Origin of the sequence: Eubacterium sp. An3 (assembly GCF_002159465.1) — a bacterium.
In the GTDB taxonomy this organism is placed as follows: Bacteria; Bacillota; Clostridia; order Lachnospirales; family Lachnospiraceae; genus Anaerobutyricum; species Anaerobutyricum stercoris.
The window spans coordinates 13881-35685 of the sequence record NZ_NFIR01000025.1; the positions used below are offsets into that span (position 1 = coordinate 13881).

Annotated in this window: 20 protein-coding genes and 1 pseudogene; 20 read left to right on the plus strand and 1 reads right to left on the minus strand. The window is 48.1% G+C overall.

What is annotated here, in order from left to right; genetic code table 11:
* Nucleotides 1–5 precede the first annotated feature (5 nt).
* The 10 genes and pseudogenes from B5F87_RS15885 (at nucleotide 6) to B5F87_RS15930 (ending at nucleotide 11791) form a co-directional block, all read left to right on the plus strand.
* Nucleotides 6–1763, plus strand: coding sequence for an ABC transporter ATP-binding protein (locus tag B5F87_RS15885; RefSeq protein WP_087282791.1), 1758 nt, complete (start codon nucleotides 6–8; stop codon nucleotides 1761–1763).
* Nucleotides 1763–3511: an ABC transporter ATP-binding protein gene (locus tag B5F87_RS15890; protein ID WP_087282793.1), complete on the plus strand. Its 1749-nt coding sequence runs from the start codon at nucleotides 1763–1765 to the stop codon at nucleotides 3509–3511. Before B5F87_RS15885 ends, B5F87_RS15890 begins: the two co-directional genes overlap by 1 nt.
* 72 nt (nucleotides 3512–3583) lie before the next feature.
* Nucleotides 3584–4045, plus strand: a complete 462-nt coding sequence (locus B5F87_RS15895; protein WP_087282795.1) for a metal-dependent transcriptional regulator — start codon at nucleotides 3584–3586, stop codon at nucleotides 4043–4045.
* Between the two features lie 516 nt (nucleotides 4046–4561).
* Nucleotides 4562–5182, plus strand: a pseudogene (locus tag B5F87_RS15900) (hypothetical protein); the annotation flags it as partial.
* Nucleotides 5183–5196: 14 nt separating this feature from the next.
* Nucleotides 5197–5610: a PrgI family protein gene (locus B5F87_RS15905; RefSeq protein ID WP_087282797.1), complete on the plus strand. Its 414-nt coding sequence runs from the start codon at nucleotides 5197–5199 to the stop codon at nucleotides 5608–5610.
* Nucleotides 5603–7960: an ATP-binding protein gene (locus B5F87_RS15910; RefSeq protein ID WP_087282799.1), complete on the plus strand. Its 2358-nt coding sequence runs from the start codon at nucleotides 5603–5605 to the stop codon at nucleotides 7958–7960. The genes B5F87_RS15905 and B5F87_RS15910 overlap by 8 nt, the downstream gene beginning before the upstream one ends.
* Entirely contained in the window at nucleotides 7960–8370 is a 411-nt protein-coding gene (locus tag B5F87_RS15915) for a DUF6075 family protein (RefSeq protein ID WP_087282801.1), read from the plus strand. Before B5F87_RS15910 ends, B5F87_RS15915 begins: the two co-directional genes overlap by 1 nt.
* Nucleotides 8371–8393: 23 nt before the next feature.
* Nucleotides 8394–9146 (plus strand): DUF6674 family protein, encoded by a 753-nt coding sequence (locus B5F87_RS15920; protein WP_087282803.1) that lies wholly within the window; start codon nucleotides 8394–8396, stop codon nucleotides 9144–9146.
* Between the two features lie 17 nt (nucleotides 9147–9163).
* Nucleotides 9164–9952: a class B sortase gene (srtB, locus tag B5F87_RS15925; protein WP_087282805.1), complete on the plus strand. Its 789-nt coding sequence runs from the start codon at nucleotides 9164–9166 to the stop codon at nucleotides 9950–9952.
* Between the two features lie 33 nt (nucleotides 9953–9985).
* Entirely contained in the window at nucleotides 9986–11791 is a 1806-nt protein-coding gene (locus B5F87_RS15930) for a CHAP domain-containing protein (RefSeq protein WP_087282807.1), read from the plus strand.
* A gap of 100 nt (nucleotides 11792–11891) precedes the next feature.
* Here the strand turns inward: B5F87_RS15930 and B5F87_RS15935 are convergent, their stop codons facing one another.
* Nucleotides 11892–12413: a PadR family transcriptional regulator gene (locus tag B5F87_RS15935; RefSeq protein WP_070090080.1), complete on the minus strand. Its 522-nt coding sequence runs from the start codon at nucleotides 12411–12413 to the stop codon at nucleotides 11892–11894.
* Between the two features lie 211 nt (nucleotides 12414–12624).
* Here B5F87_RS15935 and B5F87_RS15940 point away from each other — a divergent pair, with 211 nt between their 5' ends.
* From B5F87_RS15940 to B5F87_RS15985, 10 genes are all read left to right on the plus strand, one after another.
* Nucleotides 12625–14004 (plus strand): MATE family efflux transporter, encoded by a 1380-nt coding sequence (locus B5F87_RS15940; RefSeq protein ID WP_070090027.1) that lies wholly within the window; start codon nucleotides 12625–12627, stop codon nucleotides 14002–14004.
* 238 nt (nucleotides 14005–14242) lie between these two features.
* The gene (locus B5F87_RS15945; RefSeq protein WP_087282809.1) at nucleotides 14243–14767 is read left to right on the plus strand and encodes a PadR family transcriptional regulator; all 525 of its coding nucleotides are present in this window, start codon (nucleotides 14243–14245) and stop codon (nucleotides 14765–14767) included.
* Complete coding sequence (locus B5F87_RS15950; RefSeq protein WP_009258123.1) at nucleotides 14764–15186, plus strand: YjdF family protein; 423 nt, start codon at nucleotides 14764–14766, stop codon at nucleotides 15184–15186. The genes B5F87_RS15945 and B5F87_RS15950 overlap by 4 nt, the downstream gene beginning before the upstream one ends.
* An 87-nt stretch (nucleotides 15187–15273) precedes the next feature.
* Nucleotides 15274–16185 (plus strand): DUF2268 domain-containing protein, encoded by a 912-nt coding sequence (locus B5F87_RS15955; RefSeq protein ID WP_087282811.1) that lies wholly within the window; start codon nucleotides 15274–15276, stop codon nucleotides 16183–16185.
* Nucleotides 16178–16948 (plus strand): MerR family transcriptional regulator, encoded by a 771-nt coding sequence (locus tag B5F87_RS15960; RefSeq protein WP_087282813.1) that lies wholly within the window; start codon nucleotides 16178–16180, stop codon nucleotides 16946–16948. Before B5F87_RS15955 ends, B5F87_RS15960 begins: the two co-directional genes overlap by 8 nt.
* Before the next feature lie 224 nt (nucleotides 16949–17172).
* Entirely contained in the window at nucleotides 17173–17739 is a 567-nt protein-coding gene (locus B5F87_RS15965) for a DUF6431 domain-containing protein (protein WP_087282815.1), read from the plus strand.
* 92 nt (nucleotides 17740–17831) lie between these two features.
* The gene (locus B5F87_RS15970) at nucleotides 17832–19121 is read left to right on the plus strand and encodes a DDE-type integrase/transposase/recombinase (RefSeq protein ID WP_242964519.1); all 1290 of its coding nucleotides are present in this window, start codon (nucleotides 17832–17834) and stop codon (nucleotides 19119–19121) included.
* A complete protein-coding gene (locus B5F87_RS15975) occupies nucleotides 19111–19917 on the plus strand; it encodes an AAA family ATPase (protein WP_087282817.1) in 807 nt (268 codons plus the stop codon). Before B5F87_RS15970 ends, B5F87_RS15975 begins: the two co-directional genes overlap by 11 nt.
* Before the next feature lie 37 nt (nucleotides 19918–19954).
* Nucleotides 19955–20656 carry an RNA-guided endonuclease TnpB family protein gene (locus B5F87_RS15980; protein WP_087282819.1) on the plus strand — a complete coding sequence of 234 codons (702 nt, stop codon included), beginning with the start codon at nucleotides 19955–19957 and terminating at the stop codon, nucleotides 20654–20656.
* Between the two features lie 213 nt (nucleotides 20657–20869).
* Entirely contained in the window at nucleotides 20870–21781 is a 912-nt protein-coding gene (locus B5F87_RS15985) for a DNA/RNA non-specific endonuclease (RefSeq protein WP_087282821.1), read from the plus strand.
* The last annotated feature ends 24 nt before the right edge of the window (nucleotides 21782–21805 follow it).

Genomic DNA, 21805 nt, shown 5'->3' on the forward strand with positions numbered 1-21805 from the left:
ACAACATGAAGAAGAAAAACTGGTTTGGGCTTGTTTTGAGTTTCGCTGCCCCCTGCAAAGGAAAGTTGATCCTTTCTACTTGTCTTCAAATCATTAGCGTGGCAGCTGGATTAATCCCTTATTTAGCTGTCTATCGTATTATCCAGATGTTTTTTAATGAAACAGCATCTACAAAAGGTGTCTTTCTATGGACTGGAGTATGCCTTCTTGGATACGCCTTAATGTTGATTTTTCATGGGATTTCAACCACGCTTTCTCATGAATCTGCCTATACCATATTAGAAGGCTTACGCAGAAAAATGACAGACAAACTTATGAAAGCTCCCTTGGGCACCGTCATTAATCAACCCATCGGGCAATTAAAAAACCAAATTATCGATAGGGTGGAAACCATTGAGCGCCCCATTGCTCATCTAATACCGGAAATTTTGCCCGCGATGCTGCTGCCGATGTCCATTTTTATTTATATCATAACCATCGACTGGCGCATGGCGCTGGCTTCTTTACTGACAATTCCTATCGCACTGATTGCTTATGCCTTTGTCCTGCGGACTTTTAACAAAAAATATGAAGAATATATGAATGCCAATAATCATGTCAACAGCGTAATTGTGGAGTATGTTGAGGGTATTCAGGTCATCAAAGCTTTCAATCAATCCGCTTCATCCTATGAGAAATTTGAACAGGCAGTCAAGATGTTTTTGGATTATACGCTGGATTGGTATCGGAACACCTGGAAACCGATGAATTTTGGTGCAGCAGTTCTTCCTTCCACGCTTTTGGGAACGCTTCCGGTTGGCCTTGTGCTCTTTGCGCAGGGGTCGCTCCAGCCTGCAGATCTCGTCATCTGCATTATTCTGTCCCTTGGCATGATTACCCCATTGACAACCTTTGCAAATTATACGAATGAGATAAAGTCCATTCAATATGCCGTCATGGAAGCGGAGGCAATATTGGAACTTAAAGAACTGTCGGATGCCAGCCAACCAGCTAAGGTCAAAGATTATTCCATTGAATTGAAAGATGTTGCGTTTTCTTATAATGACCAGGGTAAAATGGTTCTGGAAGGACTCAATCTGCTTATCCCAGAAAAGAGTTTTACTGCTTTGGTGGGACCATCTGGTGGTGGTAAATCTACGATTGCCCGACTGATTGCACGTTTTTGGGATGTGACCGAAGGAAGTATATCCATTGGAGGCGTTAATATCAAGGACATCCCTTTAGAACAGCTGAGTGATTTGGTTAGTTTTGTAACGCAGGATAATTTCCTATTTGACTGTTCAATTTTGGAAAACATCCGTCTGGGTAATCCAAAGGCCAGCGATGAAGATGTGTACGCCGCGGCTCGGGCGGCTTGCTGCGATGAGTTTGTCAATCAACTGGAACGAGGCTATCATACAACAGCGGGTGAAGCCGGTGGACGTTTGTCTGGTGGAGAACGACAGCGTATCGCTATTGCGCGGGCTATATTAAAAAATGCGCCAATTGTCATTTTGGATGAGGCAACGGCCTTTACTGATCCACAGAACGAAGATAAAATCCAACGTTCTATTGCGGAGTTGACTAAAGGCAAGACTTTGCTGGTCATTGCCCATCGCCTGTCCACGATTAAAAACGCAAATCAAATTGTGGTTTTAGATCAAGGGAAAGCAGAGGCAGTTGGTACTCATGAGGCCTTGCTTCAAAGCAACCGGCTATACAAAACCATGTGGGAGGCTCATATTAACGCAAAGGGCTGGTCTGCAAATAAGGGGGTGTTATAATGTTTCGAATTATTGGAAGGATCATCCGTTGGATTGGACCTCGGAAATCAAAAATATATTGGGGATTTGTATTCTCCTTTATTCAGGCACTTTTCACAGCCATGCCGGTCATGGCGGCTGCTTATGCTATCAATCTGGTTTTGGAGCAGACAAAAGGCGGTCCAACCGTTCAGACGACACAGATATTTCTGATTACGGCATTTATTATTTTATCCATTTTAGGCCGGTTTTGGTTTTCATACCTCAAGGCCCGTTATTTGAATGGGGTAGGTTATGAAACTGCAGCAGACGAGCGTATTCGCTTGGGCGATAAGCTCAAAAAGGTTTCTCTTGGCTTTTATCAAAACAACAACACCGGCGAGCTGACCAGTGCCGTCACAACGGATTTATCCTTTTTTGAAACGTATGCTACCAATATGATCGATGTGGTAGTGAACAGTTACATTTTCGTATTGACCATCGTTCTCTGTATGGGTTTTGTCAACCCTATAATATCCGTGATTGCTGTGGTCGGTGTCCTGCTCTCAAACCTGTTTCTGCAACTACTAGGCCGCAAAAGTCAGCGGAATGCTCCGGTACATCAGAAAGCCCAGGATGACATGATCAGCGCGACACTGGAGTATATTCGGGGGATGCCAATCGTCAAGTCCTTCAAGCAAGAGGGCGTGGCTGTAGAGAGCATTGCCAAAGCCTATCGGGATAGCAAGGAAATCAACATCAAAATTGAGAAAAACTTTGTTCCGCTCAATCTGCTTCATCTGTTCTCACTAAAAGCGGCAGCGGTAGCCATGATTCTTCTGGCATCCAACTCTGTACTGTGCGGTACTTTGAAAATCCCTATGATGCTGATGATCGTCATTTTTTCTTTTATGATGTTCAGCAGCACTGAGGCTATGAATAATGCAATTCATGTCCTTCGTACTATCGATGTTATTATGGACAAATTGGATGTCATAAAAAACACACCTCCGATTGATGAAAACGGGCGAGACATTAAACTGTCCAAGTTTGATATTGACTTTGAAGACGTCTCCTTTGGATACAACGAAAAAAAGGTATTAGAGCATGTAAGCCTGCACATTCCAGAGAACACTACCACGGCCATTGTTGGGCCATCTGGATCTGGCAAAACCACCATCTGCAATCTACTTGCTCGTTTCTATGATGTGGATAACGGTTGCATCAAAATTGGTGGGATCAAAATCAGCGATATAAAGTGCGACAGCCTGCTTGCAAATATTACAATGGTTTTTCAAAATGTATATCTTTTCAGGGACTCGATTGCCAACAATATTAAGTTTGGCAAACCTGATGCGACGAAACAAGAGGTCATAGAAGCTGCTAAAAAAGCGTGCTGCTACGACTTTATCATGAGCCTTCCAGACGGTTTTGATACAGTGATCGGGGATGGCGGCGCAACTCTCTCTGGCGGTGAAAAGCAACGAATTTCCATTGCCCGCGCTATGCTTAAAGACGCCCCCATCGTGATTTTAGATGAGGCTACAGCAAGCGTAGACCCTGAGAATGAGCATTTAATCCAGCAGGCTATCAGCGCACTTACTCACGGTAAAACTATTCTAATCATCGCGCATCGGCTGGCTACTATTGAAAATGCAGATCAAATTCTTGTTGTAGATCATGGGGAAATTGTCCAGAACGGCACACATGCGGAACTTCTTAAAAAACCCGGTATCTATCAAAATTTTGTTTCCATCCGGCAGCAATCCGAAGGTTGGAGTATCTCATAAAGTTAGTTACTCTATGGCAGAGGGGCATAAATAGTACTCGCCCTTATTTCACAGATTATAGCGGAGGCAATGATGGAACAAAAGAACAAATCCGCCTGCAGTGATGTAAATAGTTTTAATATTCACGCGTCCGGGGAGGACTACCTGGAAACCATCCTTGTTCTCCAAAATAAACTCGGTATGGTACGCTCCGTAGATGTGGCCCGGCACATGGAGGTCACAAAGCCCAGCGTTTGCCATGCGGTAGCAACCTTGCGGGACGGCGGCTTTCTCACAATGGACGAAGATCACTTTCTCCATTTGACCGATGTAGGCCGCGAGGTTGCCGAAAAAATTTATGAACGCCATTGCTTCTTTACGGAACAGCTTATTGCAGCTGGTGTTGATCCTGAAATTGCAGAAGTCGATGCCTGCCGGATAGAACATGTGATCAGTAATGAAAGCTTTGAACGGTTGAAAAAGGCCGCCTTTAGAAATCAGGAAAACGAGATTTCTGCCCTGTCAAAAGCGATAAAGGATAAGCCCACCGAATAAAAAAACGGTGTTTCGGTGGGCGGATTCATCATGCCTGATTACACATCTTCCCTCTGAACCCGTTTTGGGTTTGGAGGGATTTTTTATGTGCTGGTCTGCTTCAGCCGCCCTGCTGCTTATCCAAAGCAGCAACTACCTACATAATTTCATACAGGGATGAGGATAACCTGTCAAAAAAAACTTCTTCTGTTATTGGAACTCTCACGCCCCTTATACAAAAGTTTTATATCTACAATGTAGTTCTTATTTTTCTTACTGCCGCAAAGGGATAACAGCCTTTGCGGTTTTTTGTTTGTCGATATTTGTCGGGAAAAGGGATAAGCCTTCTTCCGGTATGGGCTGCCGTTCAAGGAGATAGGGAAAATTGAGCATTGCAGTCAACAATCCGTAAGTCGTGCTGTAACTGCCGCCAGAGAAAAGGTAAAGGCAGAGATGAAGAAATGCCTAAACACATGACCATTAAGCGTACCCTTGTATCTTTGGATATGAGGGTATTTGCTTTATGTTCTCTAATGAAACTTCACAGAGGTCAAAAAGCCGGAACACGCGCTCAAGCTGTTCATCCGGTTTGCCATTGCCAAAGGCATTGTCACCTATGGACTGGAATTGATGATGGCCCTGTTTAACATCGCACAGGGGCTGGTCAGCACTATTATGAATGCTTCCGGCTTCGGCTCCGCCCAACAGACGGTTTTGCCGCAGGAGATCATTGACGCAGTAGAAAGCTGCGGTTTCTTTGAGAGCATCCCCCTCTGGGCGGTAACGCTCATCGGCGGGCTTTTCATCACCGTACTTTCCTTCGTGATGATTATGACCGTCTACGGGCGATTTTTTAAGCTCTACCTTTACACCGCCATCGCGCCGGTGCCTTTGTCCACCTTCGCCGGAGAACCGAGCCAGAACGTGGGCAAGAGCTTTATCAAAAGCTATGCGGCGGTTTGTCTGGAGGGTGCCATCATTGTGCTGGCCTGCATTATCTTCTCCCTGTTCGCTGCATCTCCACCAGCCGTTGACCCCAATGCGGCAGCTGTCACACAGGTGTGGAGTTACGTCGGGGAGTTGCTGTTTAATATGCTCGTCCTCGTGGGTGCGGTCAAGATGGCAGACCGCGTGGTGCGCGAGATGATGGGCCTGTAAAGGAGGAAGATATTTTGGAAGTTAAGATCAATCGAGAAATCCGTAATTACACGGAGAGTATGTTTTTTGGGCTGTCCATGCGGCAGTTCATCTTTTCGGTACTGGCCTGCGGTGTAGCCGTGGGCCTTTACTTTATCCTGCGTCCCTACTTCGGTGTGGAAACCCTTTCCTGGATGTGCATTTTGGGCGCGGCCCCCTTTGCCCTGCTGGGGTTCATCACTTATCATGGCATGACAGCGGAGCAGTTCATCTGGGCATGGCTGCGCTCGGAGATGTTGGAACCAAAAGAACTTAAGTTCGAGGACAGCAACTATTACTATGCGGCCCTCAAAGGAACTATCGATGAATTGCAGAGTGGTAGCTCCGGCAGAAAGCGCAAAAAACAACCGAAATATCTGAGCAAACGGAAGGAGGAAAAACATGATTAAAACCATCAAAACAATGGCCAAACAGGAGAAGGAACGATACAACGTCCCGCGCAAGGTGCAGGATGTGATTCCCGTCCGCCGTATCTGGCCGGACGGCATTTTTCTTGTGGGGACGAAATTCACCAAGACCTATAAGTTCACCGACATCAATTACCTTGTAGCCAGCCATGAGGACAAGGAATCCATGTTCCTGACCTATTCGGAGCTGCTGAACTCTCTGGATTCCGGTGCGGTGACGAAGATCACCATCAACAACCGCCGTATGAACAAGGCCAACTTTGAGCAGTCCATCCTCATGCCCATGCAGGGGGATTTCCGTGATGAGTATCGCCGGGAGTACAATCAAATGCTGCTGGATAAGGCCACCGGTGCAAACGGAATCACGCAGGAGAAGTATATCACCATTTCCGTGGTGAAAAAGGACATTGAAGAAGCCCGTGCCTACTTTGCCCGTGTGGGGGCTGACCTTGTTTCTCACTTTGCGGCGCTGGGTTCCAAATGTGTTGAGCTGGACGCCACCGAGCGCCTGCGTATCCTGCACGATTTCTACCGTCAGGGCGAGGAGGCTGAGTTCCGTTTCAATGCCCGCGAGATGATGAAGCGCGGCCATGACTTCCGCGATTATATCTGCCCGGACGGGATCGAGAAGAACAGCGACTATCTGAAGCTGGGCGAAAAATACTGCCGCGTCCTGTTCCTCAAGGATTACGCCAGCTATATCAAGGACAATATGGTAACGGAGCTGACGGACTTCAACCGGAACATGATGCTCTCCATTGACATTGTACCGGTTCCCACCGATGAAGCCGTCCGCGAGGTGGAAAACCGGCTGCTGGGCGTGGAAACCAACATCACCAACTGGCAGCGCCGCCAGAACGCCAACAACAACTTCTCTGCGGTGGTGCCGTATGACATGGAATTGCAGCGCAAGGAGAGTAAAGAGTTCCTGGACGACCTCACTACCCGCGATCAAAGAATGATGTTTGCCGTCATTACGCTGGACATCACCGCCGACACCAAAGAACATCTTGACAGCGATACCGAGGCGGTTCTCTCTGTGGCCCGCAAGCATATGTGCCAGCTTGCCACATTGAAGTTCCAGCAACTCGACGGCCTGAACACCGCGCTGCCCATTGGGGCGCGCAAAATCAATGCGTTCCGCACCCTTACTACCGAGAGCCTTGCGGTGTTCATTCCCTTCAAAGTGCAGGAGATTCAGGACAAGGGCGGCATCTACTTCGGAGAGAACGCAATTTCCCACAATCTCATTATGTGCAACAAGGCAAACCTTTTGAATCAGTCAGCTTTCCTGCTGGGCGTACCAGGTGCCGGTAAATCCTTCAGCGCCAAAGAGCTGATTGCCTTTTTGATGCTGCACCCGGACTATGCCAACGACGATATTCTGATTTGCGATCCCGAAAATGAATTTGGAGCGTTATGCAGTGCGCTGGGTCAGGATATGGCTTCCGTGATCCACATGACTGCGGGTGGCAAAGACCGTCTGAACGCCATGTATATGGTAGAGGGCTATGGTGAGCAGAATCCCATCGTGGAAAAATCTCAGTTCATCATGTCCCTCATCGAGCAGATCGACAAGACCGGCGTGGGGCCGCAGCATAAGTCCATCATTGACCGCTGTACCGCCCTGGTGTATCAAGACGCAGAGCGCACCGGCAGGATTGCCACGCTCTGCGATCTGCGCGAAAAGCTGCTGGAACAGCCGGAGGAAAAGGCAAAGGATATTGCCCTTTCTCTGGAGCTGTTCACCACCGGTTCGCTGGACATCTTCGGACGGGAAAGCACCGTCGATTTGGATAAGCGCGTGGTGGTGTTCGATATTCGCGGTCTGGGGCAGCAATTAAAGCCCACTGGCCTGCTGGTCATTACCGACACCATCCTCAACCGCGTCACCCTTAACTGGAAACGGGGCAAGCGCACTCATGTGTTCCTTGACGAGTTCCATGTGGTGTTTGAGAACGAGCAAAGCGGCGTGTTCTTCAACTCTGCATGGCGTCAGTTCCGTAAGCGCGGCGCATATCCCACTGCCATCACCCAGAACGTGGAATATCTGCTGGATTCCGTACAGGCCAGCACCATGCTCTCCAACTCCGAGTTTATCGTTATGCTCAATCAGGCGGCCTCTGACCGTGAAAAGCTGGCAAAGCTCCTCAATATCTCCAAAGAACAGATGAGCTATGTTACCAACGCTGACGCAGGCTGTGGCCTGATCCGGTATGGCAGCGCCCTGGTTCCGTTTATCAACCGGTTCCCCCGCGACACCAATCTGTATGAGCTGATGACCACCAAACCCGGCGAGGGTGTGTTCGGTGGTGAAAAGGAGGCAATGTGATGGGCGCACAGAATATCCGTTTTGCATCCGAGGAACACAGGGATTTCTATTTGGCCATGATGTCCAAGTCCCGGCACAATGACAGCTATCACCGTTCCTTTTCCTATGTGATGGGGATTGCCCCGGAAACACGAGCCAATATCCAGCAGATGTTCAATTTCAAGGAAGACTGCATCGAACCGGACGGGATACACGGCGGCTGGCAGACCAGCGGCACCGTCAGGGTGTGCCGTCTGGCCTTTAACCTCTGGAATGGTTATACCGACCCGGAGCAGAGCAACGCTTTTTCCCCGGAGGACTTGTTTTGCTGCGAGTTTGCGCCTTACTTCATGGAGGGTATCAAAATCCGTTATCCCGAATACTGCCGTGAACTTCCGCCTGTCAAAAAGCAGGCGGAACCGGCACGATAAAAATTTGATTGGAGGTATTTAACATGGCTGAACCGGCTATTGCCCTGCGGGAACATCCGCAGATCATTGAACTCTTTACCGTTCTGGAGCAGAACGGGCTTCACCAGCAGAAGGACGAGGTGCAGGCGCTGGTGAGTTATATCGACGGTATGGAAGATAAGCTGTCCCGGATGGTGGATGAAATGACCGCCATGCGAAAGGAGGTTGACCGGCTTCACGACAGAAGCATTCAGGCCAGATGTACCTTCCTGATGAACGAGGCGGAAAACAAAGTGCATCAGGTCAGCAGCATGGTGTCCACGGCCAAGAACAATACCTTTTCCGCTGCCGGACGCATGGTGCAGACCTTTCAAGAAAAAGGCCAAGCGGCGCTGCGTCATGCGGTGCAGGCGCTGCGGATTCCCGCAGTTCTCACCCGAATGGAGCATGGCTTCTCCCATGCCAGCCAAGCGATGGAGAAGTGTGCAGGACGGATGGATGTGATCCGGGAGGAACTGCATCAGGCGGGCGGCCATCTGAAAAGTGCCGGACGCGCCCTTGTAGGAAAGGAAGCGCAGCAGGTCAAAGACCTGGACGCCGACAAAGGGGTGCTTGCCAAGCTGAAAGGTTTTCTTTCATCCTGTGGCAAGGCGTTTTCCGAGATGGAGCGCGGTGCGGGCCGACTGGCTGAAAAGGCTGGTGGAGAAAAATCTTCTGTCAAGACCGAGCTGACAGCCCTGAAAGCAACCCCGTCCGGTCAGCATCGGGCAGAACCCGTCAAGGATAAGGCACGATAAGTACAGGAGGGCAAAACATGAAAAAAGAAATGAAAACCAAAGCGATGATTGCTTGGGCGGCCTTTTGTGCCGCCCTTTTCCTTTTCTCCGGCTTTATGCTCTGCCGGGAATATCTTGACCAGAAGCAGAGTGCCGAAGCCTTTGAAGAGGTGGCCAATCTGGTAAAAGAGGAGCCGGAGCTGCCTGCTCTGGAGCTGGAAAACGAACAAGAGCCTGTGCAGGATGAAATGACGGCCTTTGACAAGTATGCCGATGTGTACGCCCAGAACAGCGACTTGGTGGGCTGGGTTTCCATCCCCGGCACCCGGATTGATTACCCCGTTATGCAGACCAAAGAAAACCCCGACTTTTATCTGAAGCACGCCTTTGATAAATCGTACAGCAGCTACGGAGTTCCCTATGTGCAGGAAAACTGCGACATTGGTATTTCTGACAATCTGGTTCTATATGGCCACCACATGAACAACGGCTCCATGTTTTCCGACCTTTGCAAGTACGAGAGCGAGGATTTCTATCAGGAGCATAAGATTATCCACTTTGATACGTTGGAGAGCTTCGGAGAGTATGAAGTGATTGCCGCCTTTAAGACAGTAGCGTACTCAGAGGAAGGGTTTAAGTATTACCATTTTGTCCGGGCGGAGAGTGGCGAGCAGTTTGACGAGTATATCGCGGAGTGCAAAGAATTGGCGCTCTATGACACCGGCGTAACCGCTGAATACGGCGATAAGCTCATCACCCTTTCCACCTGCGAGTATTCCCAAACAAACGGGCGGATGGTTGTGGTAGCAAAGCTGCTGGAGGAATAAGGGCTGCCCTGCTCCGGAAAGGAGGTGAGGCCCATGAGCAAGGGCATTAAAACAAAGACCACCGTTAAAGATGTGAAGGCGCTGGACAAAAGCGCCGTGGCCGCCGAGCGAATGAAGCAGGCATATATCCGTACCAAAGACAAAGCGGAACATGGGATGTATGCAGAGGAAAGCTCTCCCGCCGAATATGCTTCTGATCGTTTTTCATCCGGTGTGGATAGTGTGAGCCATGAAGCTGTCCACCAATTTGATAAGCAAGGCCGTAAGGGAATACAGACCACCAAAGAGAATATCTCTAAGGTCAAGGAAAATATCCAAAAGCGGAAAGCCGCGGCTGAACAGCCCAAAAAACAAGCGGAGAAACGGGCGACACAGCAAACCGGGCAGCCTGCCCGTTGGAGTGGACGGCAGGCAGCGGACACGGTTTCTGAACCGGCTAAAGCCGTCCGGCAGGAGCACAGTGCCATTAAGACACTGGATCGTGGACAGAAAGGCATCAAGACGGTGGACAGGAGCCGAAAGACCATTAAACAGACCTCATCCGCTGCCAGAGGCACGGTGAAAACCACCACTAAATCCATCAAGACAGCGGAAACCACCGCAAAGGCCAGTATCAAAACCAGCCAGCAAGCGGCAAAGGCGGCCAAGCAGACCGCTATTGTCACCGCCAGAGCCGCCAGAGTTGCGGCCCATGCCGCTCGTGCAGCAGCCATTGCCACAGCTCACGCCATCAAGGTGGCGGCCAAAGCCACCGCCGCAGCGGTGAAGGCCATCATTGCGGCGACAAAGGCATTGATTGCGGCCATCGCAGCCGGGGGATGGATTGCGGTACTGGTGGTTATCGTGATTTGTCTGATCGGTATGATAATCGGTTCTTGCTTTGGTATTTTCTTCTCCGGTGAGGACTCCGGCACCGGGCAGACAATGCAGACCGCTGTGCAGGAAATCAACACGGACTATCAGGACAGGCTGGACGAGATCAAGGCATCCCACAGCTATGACGTTCTGGAGATGTCCGGCTCCCGCGCAGTGTGGAAGGATGTTCTGGCTGTTTATGCCGTCAAGACCACCACTGACCCAGATGCAGCCCAGGAAGTCGCTACAATGGATGATACCAAGAAACAGCTTCTCAAGGACATCTTCTGGCAGATGAACGAGATTTCATCCAGCACCGACACCAAAACCGAAACGGTGATTGAAACCTCGGATGACGGCAATGGTAATATCGTGGAAACAGAAACCACAGTTACGCAGACCTACCTCTATATCACCGTCAGCCACAAAACTGCCGAGGAGATGGCCGATCAGTTCGGCTTCAATGAGGATCAGCGGGAACAGATGGCGGAGCTACTGTCCGATGAAAACAATCCCCTCTGGTCACAAGTCCTCTACGGCATCAGCGGAGGCGACGGCGAGATCGTCACCGTGGCACTCTCCCAGGTGGGGAATGTCGGCGGCGAGCCATATTGGAGCTGGTATGGTTTTGACAGCCGAGTGGAGTGGTGCGCCTGCTTTGTTAGCTGGTGTGCCAATGAGTGCGGCTATATTGAAGCTGGCGTCATTCCGAAGTTTGCAGCCTGCGCATCTCAGGGTGTGCCGTGGTTCCAGGAGCGGGGACTGTGGCAGGACAACAGCTATGAACCGCGCCCCGGCGACATCATCTTTTTCGATTGGGATGATGGCGGCCAGGATGGTTCTTCCGATCATGTTGGCATTGTGGAGAAGGTGGAGAATGGACGCATCTACACCATCGAAGGCAACTCCGGTGATAGTTGCCGTCAAAACAGTTATCCGGTCGGTTACTATGAAATTTATGGGTATGGAACCCCGGCATATTAACTGATCGAAAAGAAAAGACCCAGCCGTGAAACCGGCTGGGTACATACGTCCATATCTGCATATCAAGAAGTGTGTTTGAATACGCCTCTTTACTTTTTGGTTAATTACTTTTCAAAGAAGTAACCCATTCTTGGATTGCTTCTGCCAATACATACTGCTGCCGCAAAACAGCCATACCTGTTGCCGGAATGCTGGGTTCGTTTTCTTTTTCCCGTATATTATCTTCCAGATAGGATTTCAGGATACCAACATTTTCCTCAATCTCTGCTATACACGATTTTTGTTTTTCAGGCGGTAAGGAATCTAAATTCACAATAACAGCATTGAAGTCCAAAAAAATGTTAATGGGTTTTGCAGAAATCTCAAACATGAGCCGTTCAAATTCTGCTTCTCCAGCTTCTGTCAAGGAGTAAATCGCTTTTTCTGGCATCTTTCCTTCCTTTACGATTTCACTTCGGATTAGCCCTTTTTCTTCCAACTGAATGGCCTTTTTATAAATGGATGGGGTGCTGATTTTTACCCATTTTGATATGTTTCTATATTCTACCAACTTTTGAATATCGTAGGCACTCATTGGCTCCTTTTTTAACATTCCCAACACGATCAAATCTATGGTAGCCATGTGGATCACGACCTTTCGCTTGTTCTATGCATGAAAGAATACTGTCAAATTCACTATAAATTATAGTATTAGATTTTATACTCCTTGTCAAGGCAAATCCCCGCACTTCCCTTGACATATACTATAAATTATAGTAGTATGATTCATGCGGCAGTATGCTATAATTTATACTACTGTAAATTACACTCACGAGAGCGAAAGGAGTATTACAATGAGTGAACGTAACAAAAAACTTGAACTTTTGGGAAGTGCGCCCATCCCAAAAGCTCTGATGGCACTTGGCGTACCGATTATGATTGGGATGTTAATCAATGCCCTATATAATCTGGTGGATGCCTATTTTGTGGGCGGACTGGGCAGAAGTCAAATGGGAGCTATTTCCATCGTTTTTCCGTTGGGGCAAGTCGTAGTTGGATTGGGACTAATGTTCGGCAACGGTGCAGCATCCTATCTGTCAAGACTTCTGGGACGTGGCGATAAGGATACTGCCAATAAAGTGGCAAGTACAGCCCTGTATAGCAGCCTTCTGATCGGCGCTATTATCATCCTTTTCTCTACAATCTTCCTTAAACCAATTTTGACCATGTTAGGCGCGACAGAAACCATCATGCCGTATGCCCTGACGTACTCAAGAATTTATATACTGTCCTGTGTTTTCAACGTGTTTAACGTGACCATGAACAACATTGTAAGCAGCGAGGGTGCGGCAAAGACAACTATGTGTGCGTTACTGCTGGGAGCTGTGTTGAATATCGGATTAGACCCTCTTTTTATTTACACTTTCAACATGGGAGTTGCCGGTGCAGCAATCGCCACCGCAATTTCGCAGATGGTATCTACACTTGTTTATCTTACATACATTCTGCGAAAAAAAAGTGCATTTTCTTTCAGCGTAAAAGCCTTTTCTCCATCTGGGCAAATGATGGCGGAAATCTTGAAAATCGGTGTACCTACTTTGGTGTTTCAGTTGCTTACAAGTCTTTCCATTACACTGATTAACCGTGCAGCCAGCGATTATGGCGATTCGGTCATTGCAGGCATGGGGGCAGTTACACGAATTACTTCTATGGGGACGCTGGTTGTCTTTGGCTTTCTGAAAGGATTCCAGCCTATTGCTGGATTCAGCTATGGGGCAAAGAAGTTTGACCGCCTGCGCGAAGCAATCAAAACCTCGATCATTTGGTCTACAAGTTTCTGCTTAGTCGTAGGCTTGGCGATGGCCATTTTCTCCACACAGATTATCTCTCAATTTACCGATGGAGATACTCAAATGATTTTAGCTGGTCAAAAATCGCTGTTTGCAAACGGGATCACATTCATTCTTTTTGGCTTCTACACGGTATATTCCTCTCTGTTTCTTGCACTGGGCAAAGGTGCGGCAGGCTTCTTTTTGGGGGCGTGCAGACAAGGCATCTGCTTTGTTCCTGTTATTTTGTTGCTGCCTATGATATGGGGAATGAATGGAATTTTGTATGCTCAACCCATCGCTGATGTGATTTCCGTAGTAATAACTGTTTTTATGGCCGTACATCTTCATAAGGAACTATCTATGACCGAAAAGCAAACTATTCCCACTAACTCAAACGAATAAGCCTGTTTGAAACCGCAAGAAATCAATCCAAAACAGCATATAAGATTATATAAAGATACACCGGACGCATTTATGTGTTGTCCATGCGTCCGGTGTTTTTCAATCAACTTTCCAGGATTTTAGATCAGCAATGACTTTCGGAACAGGAAGGCTCCAAATTAGGACACTAAAATACACCCTCTTGACTTTTGCTATCAATAATAGTACTATTGTTAATAGTAAGACTGGAGGTGTAGTTATGTCATCAATAGATTTAGTCATACTGGGTATTGTACTGGAGAAGCCCCAAAGTGCTTATGATATTCAAAAAGATGTGGAGTACCATCATTTTTCCCGCTGGACGAAAATAAGTGTCCCTTCTATCTATCGGAAAGTGCTTCAAATGAGTGAGAAAGGCTACCTGCAAAGCGACATTGTAAAAGGTGGTAAGTTTGCAGATAAAGCAATCTATTCAATTACCGACAAGGGCAGAGTGTATTTCAAGGAACTAATGGCCTTTTATGCCGCTGGCCCGATACCGCTGTTATTTGATTTCAATGTGGTCATTACCAATCTGAACAAGATGGACAAAGCTGAAGCAATGGAGCTGGTTTCGACTTTGCGCCAGAGCATACAGTCCTCGGCTGAATTAAACGAGGGCTATGCTCAGGAATTTGCAGACATTCCTCTGGTTGGGAGAACAATTTTTGAGCAGCAGCAACTGCTTTACAATGCTCTCCTTGAATGGCTGAAACACTTTGAAGGGCAGTTCTTGCAAGAATGAGTACCGATTCTAAAAGTAGTCTAACCATTCTATTTGAGGCTCCATTTTGGATTGGCATATATGAGAGATCGTGCAACGGTAAGTATGAGGTGTGCAAAATCACTTTTGGTGCAGAACCAAAGGATTATGAGGTTTATGAGTTTCTGTTGAAGAATTGGCACAAGCTAAAATTCAGTCCACCTATCCAAGCGGAAGTTATTGCAGAACGGAAAATCAACCCTAAACGTATGCAGCGTGAAATAAACAGTCAACTGCAAGATAAGGGAATTGGTACTAAAGCACAGCAAGCCCTTAAACTCCAACATGAACAGTGTAAGTTAGAAAGAAAAACAAAGAGCCGAGAGCAACGAGAAGCAGAAAAGGATCGCCTATTTGCTTTGCGGCAGGAAAAAAAGAAAGCCAAACATCGAGGGAGGTAAGCATCTATTTCATATTTGTTCATTCCTCTTGACTCTCACGTTACGTCATGGTGTATGCTGAAAAAAACAAGAAAGGAATGTGACTATATGAAATTAAGCTATGTACGTTCGGATGCCGTCTACAAAAAAATAATGGAGGCTCCCGTCGAAAAGAAAAATGACATTTACCGGTATGAGCTGATGATGCCTTTTAAAGGCAAGTGGGACTGCTATCAAATCCCCATGAAGGCAGCTACACCTAATGGCTATGACATTATTATGGCAAGTGATATGCTGGGTCTTATCTCTCCTACAAAGGTAGATCAGTCACAAAAAGCAAACATTGAGAGCCTTTCATCGGATCGGCTCTGGGTATCTTGTGAGCAGTCCATCCGGAAATCCTTGGAATGTTTTTTGAACAATGGGATTGAGCTACCCGTCAGCGAGTATCTATTTACGATTTTACTGGCAAACGCCGAGAGCCCCTATACCTCTTTGAATGAAGGGTATTGTGGCGATGGTGGTATTCCGGGGTATATCATGGCGTGGCTGATCCCCAATGAATTTACACTGACTCGCCTTCCTGTTGCGCTGGCCCACGAAGTAAACCATAATGTGCGCTTTCAGTTTATTAAGTGGCGGAATAGTATCACCCTTGGGGAGATGATGGTCAGCGAGGGCCTTGCTGAAAACTTTGCAACTCATTTGTATGGCGAGGACAAGGCAGGCCCCTGGGTAACCAAAACGGATATGCAAACCCTGAATGAGTACATCAAACCTATTATTCACAATGGACTGAATGTTCAAGGGCTTGAGAATCTAAACGCCTATCTCTATGGTGACGAGATGGCCGCGATGCAAAATTTCCCCTGTGTTGGATTGCCCTACTGTGCTGGCTACGCTTGCGGGTATCATTTGGTTAAACACTACTTGCAAAAGACAGGAAAAAGCATTATTGAAGCCACGATGCTGCCTGCAAGTGAAATTTTAGAAACTGTGGAGGATTTTTGGGATGAATGATAGGAGGATGACGGTACATGAAGTTGCTGACCTAACCGGTATCACAATACGGACATTGCACTACTACGATGAAATAGGACTTTTGAAGCCTACTATGGTTACAGACAGTAAATATCGTTTGTATACTGATGATGATTTGAGCCGGTTGCAGGAAATTCTATTTTTTCGTGAAGTGGGATTTGCATTGAAGGAAATCAAGAGCTTGCTCGGCTCTCCTAATTATGACCGGACAGAAGCGTTGAAAAGACACCTTGATATTTTACAGGCGCAAAAGGATCGTATTGATGCTCTGATCTCCCTTGTTAAAACAGAAATAGAAGGAAATCCCGTCCCGTCTTTTGCTCCTTTTTCAGATACAAAAGTGCTTGAGCTGAAAGAGAAATATAGGTCGGAAGTTTTGGAACGCTGGGGTAATACCCATAGTTTCAAAGAATATGAAGCAGCATTTCTGTCGCAGCCAGAAAAAGGTCAACGAAATCAGTTAGAAAGATTTCTTTCTGTGTCTAAGGATACCTTTGAGAAATTAGCTCAATTTCAAGCTCAATCTCCTGCCTGTCAAGAAGTGCAACAAATCGTAAAAGAGTGGCAGCAGTATATCTCTGAATCCTTCTATGAATGTGATAATCAAATTTTGCTCTACTTAGGGCAACTCTACATCAGTGATGAACGCTTTTCCAATTATATAAATGGGTTTAGCAGCGGAAATTTGGCGTCTTTCTTCAGTGAAGCAATCAACATTTTCTGCGCAAAGGACAAAGAGTAAAGGGGGGATGATGTAGAGCGACATTTTATAAATGACTGAGATTGAAAGAAAAAAGCAGATAGTAAGAATAGATCGATCAAAAGGACGACGAGAGTGTGCTGTGATTTGCGGCATGCTCTTTTCTCTTTACAGATGGGATTATAATAAAAAAGAAGGAACCCCTTCCTGGCAAGAACCGGTTCCCTCTTTCAACAAATACATCCCGAAGGAAGTATCCAGTTACTATGATACGCATTTTCAATCTGTTTTGCAAGCTGAAAAAAATAAAAATCTCCGATCAGGAGTGGTTTTACCAGACAGTCCATAGTCTGGATCTTTCCGATCAAATCTGCCCTTACTGCACTTCGAAAGGGAATCTGATCCCTCATGACAGCTATTCCCGGTATATGATCACGTTAAAGGATCGCCGGCCAGTGACAGTGATCCTGCGTGTCCCACGGGTAAAGTGCACTTCCTGCGGGCATACCCATTTCCTTCTTCCCGAGATGCTGATCCCGTATTCTTCCTACAGCCTGCGCTTCGTCCTGACCGTGCTGGAAGCCTATTTCCTGCATGCCCATACCATAGAGGAGATCTGTGAAACGTATCAGATCGCCCATTCCACACTTTATGTCTTCCGGAACCTGTTCCTTTCCCACAAGCAGTTGATCCTGGGAGTCCTGAACAGCGCACAGGAAAAAGCATCGGATTTCATTGAAAAGATAGACGGGACGCGGCTCCTTCAGTTCCTGGATTCCTTCCGGTATTCCTTTCTCCAGGCATATCATGCGTCAGATTTTCATCACCGCTGAGATTTCATGCAGAGTGGCCCGGATCCTTCCCATGATCCCGGCATGTACTATGGGAGACCGCAGGGATATGATGTAACCGGAGGCGATAAGAAATGGAACAGCAAAAGAAAACAGACAGGACGGAGGAACTGATGGAGATCGCACGGCTCCGGTTTGGGATGATCGCGCCAGTGATCCAGGAGACGTATCCAGATGAATCCATTATGGCTTACTGCCGGAGGGTATCGGAAACCCCCATGCGGCTTCCGGACGGGCGGACGGTGAAATATAAGCCTAAAACGATCGGGAAATGGGTCTCCCTTTACCGGAATGGCGGGATTGACGCCCTGACGCCGAAAACACGGTCCGACCTGGGGAAGACGCGGGTGCTCACAGAGGAAGCGATCGATGAGATCTACCGGATCAAACAGAAATATCCAAGGCTGAACGCAACGCAGATCCATGCCAGACTGGTACAGGAAAGCCTGATCCCCGCAACGGTGTCCGTAGCAACTGTCCAGAGGTTCGTGAAACGAAACGGGCTGAAAAGTGTGGACGCAGCATTGACCGGCCGTGACCGGAAAGCGTTTGAAGAAGCGTATTTCGGAGGCATGTATCAGGCGGATACGTGTTATCTTCCGTATCTGGAAGAACACGGGAAGAAGCACAGGACGTACCTGATCATGATCCTGGACGACTACTCCCGGATGATCGTAGGCGGGCGGATCTTTTACAGGGAGAATGCATACAACTTCCAGAAAGTCCTCAAAGAGGCAGTCGCGGCTTATGGGATCCCGGACAAGCTGTATGTGGACTCCGGCGCACCCTATAAAAACCGGCAGCTGGATATGATCTGTGCATCCATTGGGACAGTGCTTCTGCATACCCCTGTCCGGGACGGGGCCAGTAAGGGGAAGGTGGAGCGGAATTTCAGGACGCTCAAGGAAAGATGGCTTTACGGGATCGACATCAGCCAGGTCCGTTCCCTGGATGAATTCAATGATCTTCTGGCAGGATATATCCGGAAGCACAATACGACAGAACATTCCACGACCGGGGAAACACCCCTTTCCCGTTATCTCCACAGCGGACGCCCCGTCAGGAAGCCGCAGTCACGGGAATGGCTGGAGGAATGTTTCCTGAACCGCACGACCCGCAGGGTATCCAGGGATGCCACGGTGGAACTGGATTCCCGGTGCTATGACGCGCCGATGCAGTTCATCGGACAGAAAGTAGAAGTACGTTACCTTCCCGACGACCCGGAGAAAGTATGGGTATTTTCAGAAGGGAAGCGATATCCGATGCGTCTGACAGACCGGGCGGAAAATGGGAAAACAAAGCGTAAGAACCAGGTGTCGATCGATTACAGCACAGTACTTGGAGGTGGGGAAGATGTACACTGATTATTATGGCCTGAGTTTTAACCCGTTTGATAAGCAGATGGTAAAAGAGAAAGACGCGTTTGAGTCGGAAGATTTCCGGGAGATGACCGCACGGCTGGAATACCTGAAGGAGATCCGTGGGATCGGGGTGTTTACGGCAAGTCCGGGAATGGGAAAGACGTTCGCGCTGCGGTGCTTTTCGAAGAAACTGAACCCGAACCTGTACCAGTGTGCCTACCTGTGCCTGTCAACCGTAAGCGTGCAGGAATTCTACCGCCAGCTGTGTGAAGCTCTGGGGCTGGAATCGGGATTTGGGAAGAGCCAGATGTTCAAGTCGATCCAGGAACGGCTGTATTATCTGTACAAAGAGAAACGGCAGCCGTTCATCTGTATCCTGGATGAAGCACAGTACCTGAACGGCAGCATCCTGAGGGATCTGAAAATGCTAATGAACCAGAAGTATGATTCGGTAAACTGTTTTTCCCTGATCCTTTGTGGGGAGCCCTACCTGAACCACATCCTGGAGAAACAGGTGAACGAGGCGCTGCGGCAGAGGGTTGTGGTCCACTACAACTTCCATGGGCTGACAGATCAGGAGGTGCCGGATTATATCCGGCAGAAGATCCGGAATGCAGGAGGCAGCCCGGAGATCATTGATACCGCGGCGATCAGCTCCGTTCACAGCTACAGCCAGGGGAATCCCCGTCTGATCGATAATGTGATGACGGACGCGATGACGTTAGGGAGCCAGATGGAGAAAAAGGTGATCGATGCAGAAGTAATGCTGGCAGCGATCAATAACCAGGCATTGAGCTGAGAGCCTGCGGAAAAAGAGGCATGACCGTGTCGTTGAGATGCGATCATGCTTTTTTTCTGGAAAAGTTGGCGATTATAAAGTGCTGTTTGTGGCTACCAGAAAGTGTCGCTCGACACCCAAGAAGGCAGCAGGGAAAGGACCAGGGTCCTGGGAAGCCATCGGGCTTGACATGTCCCTGCCGGAACTGTACGTGGATTCGGACGGCAATACACCGGCATACCCAAAACCGTACCGGAAACTGGAACGTAAGATCGCCCGGGAACAACGGAAGCTGTCCCGGATGGAAAAAGATTCCAGGAACTATACGAAGCAGCTTAAGAAGATCGCGAAGCTCCATGCGAAAGCCAAGCACCAGCGGGCCGACTTTCTCCATAAGCTGTCATACCGGCTTGTAACTCACTATGACATCATCTGTATTGAGGACCTTTCTATGTCCGCCATCAAGAAAGCGCTGTCCTTTGGGAAGTCTGCCAGTGACAACGGATGGGGGATGTTCGTCCGGATGCTCTCTTATAAAGCGGAATGGTATGGGAGCACAGTCATCAAAGTGGGGAAGTTCTTCCCATCCAGTAAGACCTGCTGCGCCTGTGGGCATGTCCATAAGGAACTCAAGCTGTCAGACCGGGTTTATGTCTGCCCGGCCTACGGGCATGTGATGGGCCGGGACCATCAGGCGGCGGTCAACATAAGAGAGGAGGGAGTGCGTATCTATATCAGCACACACCCCTTTGCGGCGTAGCCTCCGGAGACGGACGGACGATAACCGTAAAAAGAACCGGTGGTTCACCGGGGATAGCCTGTCGAACTACGGGGCGCATGGTTGCAGTCATGCCATAATATGTCACCCGGTCAAGCAGGAATAAAAGAAGATTCCCGCCCTGGCTCCGCCAGGGGAGGTTTCGGAAGCTCGGTAACTTGTTGCCGAGTAGTTCACATGAACAGGAGGCAAAAAATGAATAGGAAAAAGAAATCATTTCAAAAAATAATCGTTGTTATCGGCATGCTGGTATTATTGGTCACAGGATGCGAGACGAACTTCTACAGCACAAACTATGATGATTTTGACGGTTTGTTATCGTCAAATGCGGATCCGCAAACCTGGTATGATTCTGTGCCAGAATATCGAGGAACGCCATATATCGAGATTAATAATGATATCCCATTTTTTACAAAGGAAGAGAAAGAGAATACAAATGCCTTTGAGGAATACAGCGAACTGGACAGTCTTGGCCGCTGCGGAGTAGCTTATGCCAATATTTGTGAGGAGTTGATGCCGACAGAGGAACGGGAGAGTTCTTTGAGTTCGGTAACGCCTTCCGGCTGGCACCAGAATCAATATGACGGCGAATATCTGTTGAACCGCTGCCATCTGATCGGATACCAGCTTTCCGGAGAAAACGCCAATGAAGAGAACCTGATTACCGGCACCCGGTGTTTCAATGTAGATGGGATGCTCCCGTTTGAAGATACGGTGGCAGATTACATTGACGATAATCCGGCCAATCATGTCTTGTACCGGGTAACGCCGGTCTATGATGGCGAAGACGATTTGATGGCTTCCGGTGTGCTGATGGAAGCGTGGTCCGTAGAGGATAATGGCTATGGCTGTCAGTTCTGTGTGTATGTCTATAATGTACAGCCAGGTGTTGTCATTGACTACACCACTGGAGAAAACTGGGAAGAAGGCAGCAAAACGGACGAAGAGGGAGGGACATATATCCTCAATACCAATACAAAGAAATTCCATCTCCCGAGCTGCAGCAATGCAAATCGGATCTCTGATAAAAACAGAGAAGAATATAGCGGCAACAGGGAGGCACTGATCGATGATGGATACGAGCCATCCGGATGCTGCAATCCATAATAAAATAAGAAATAAATTCTTTAA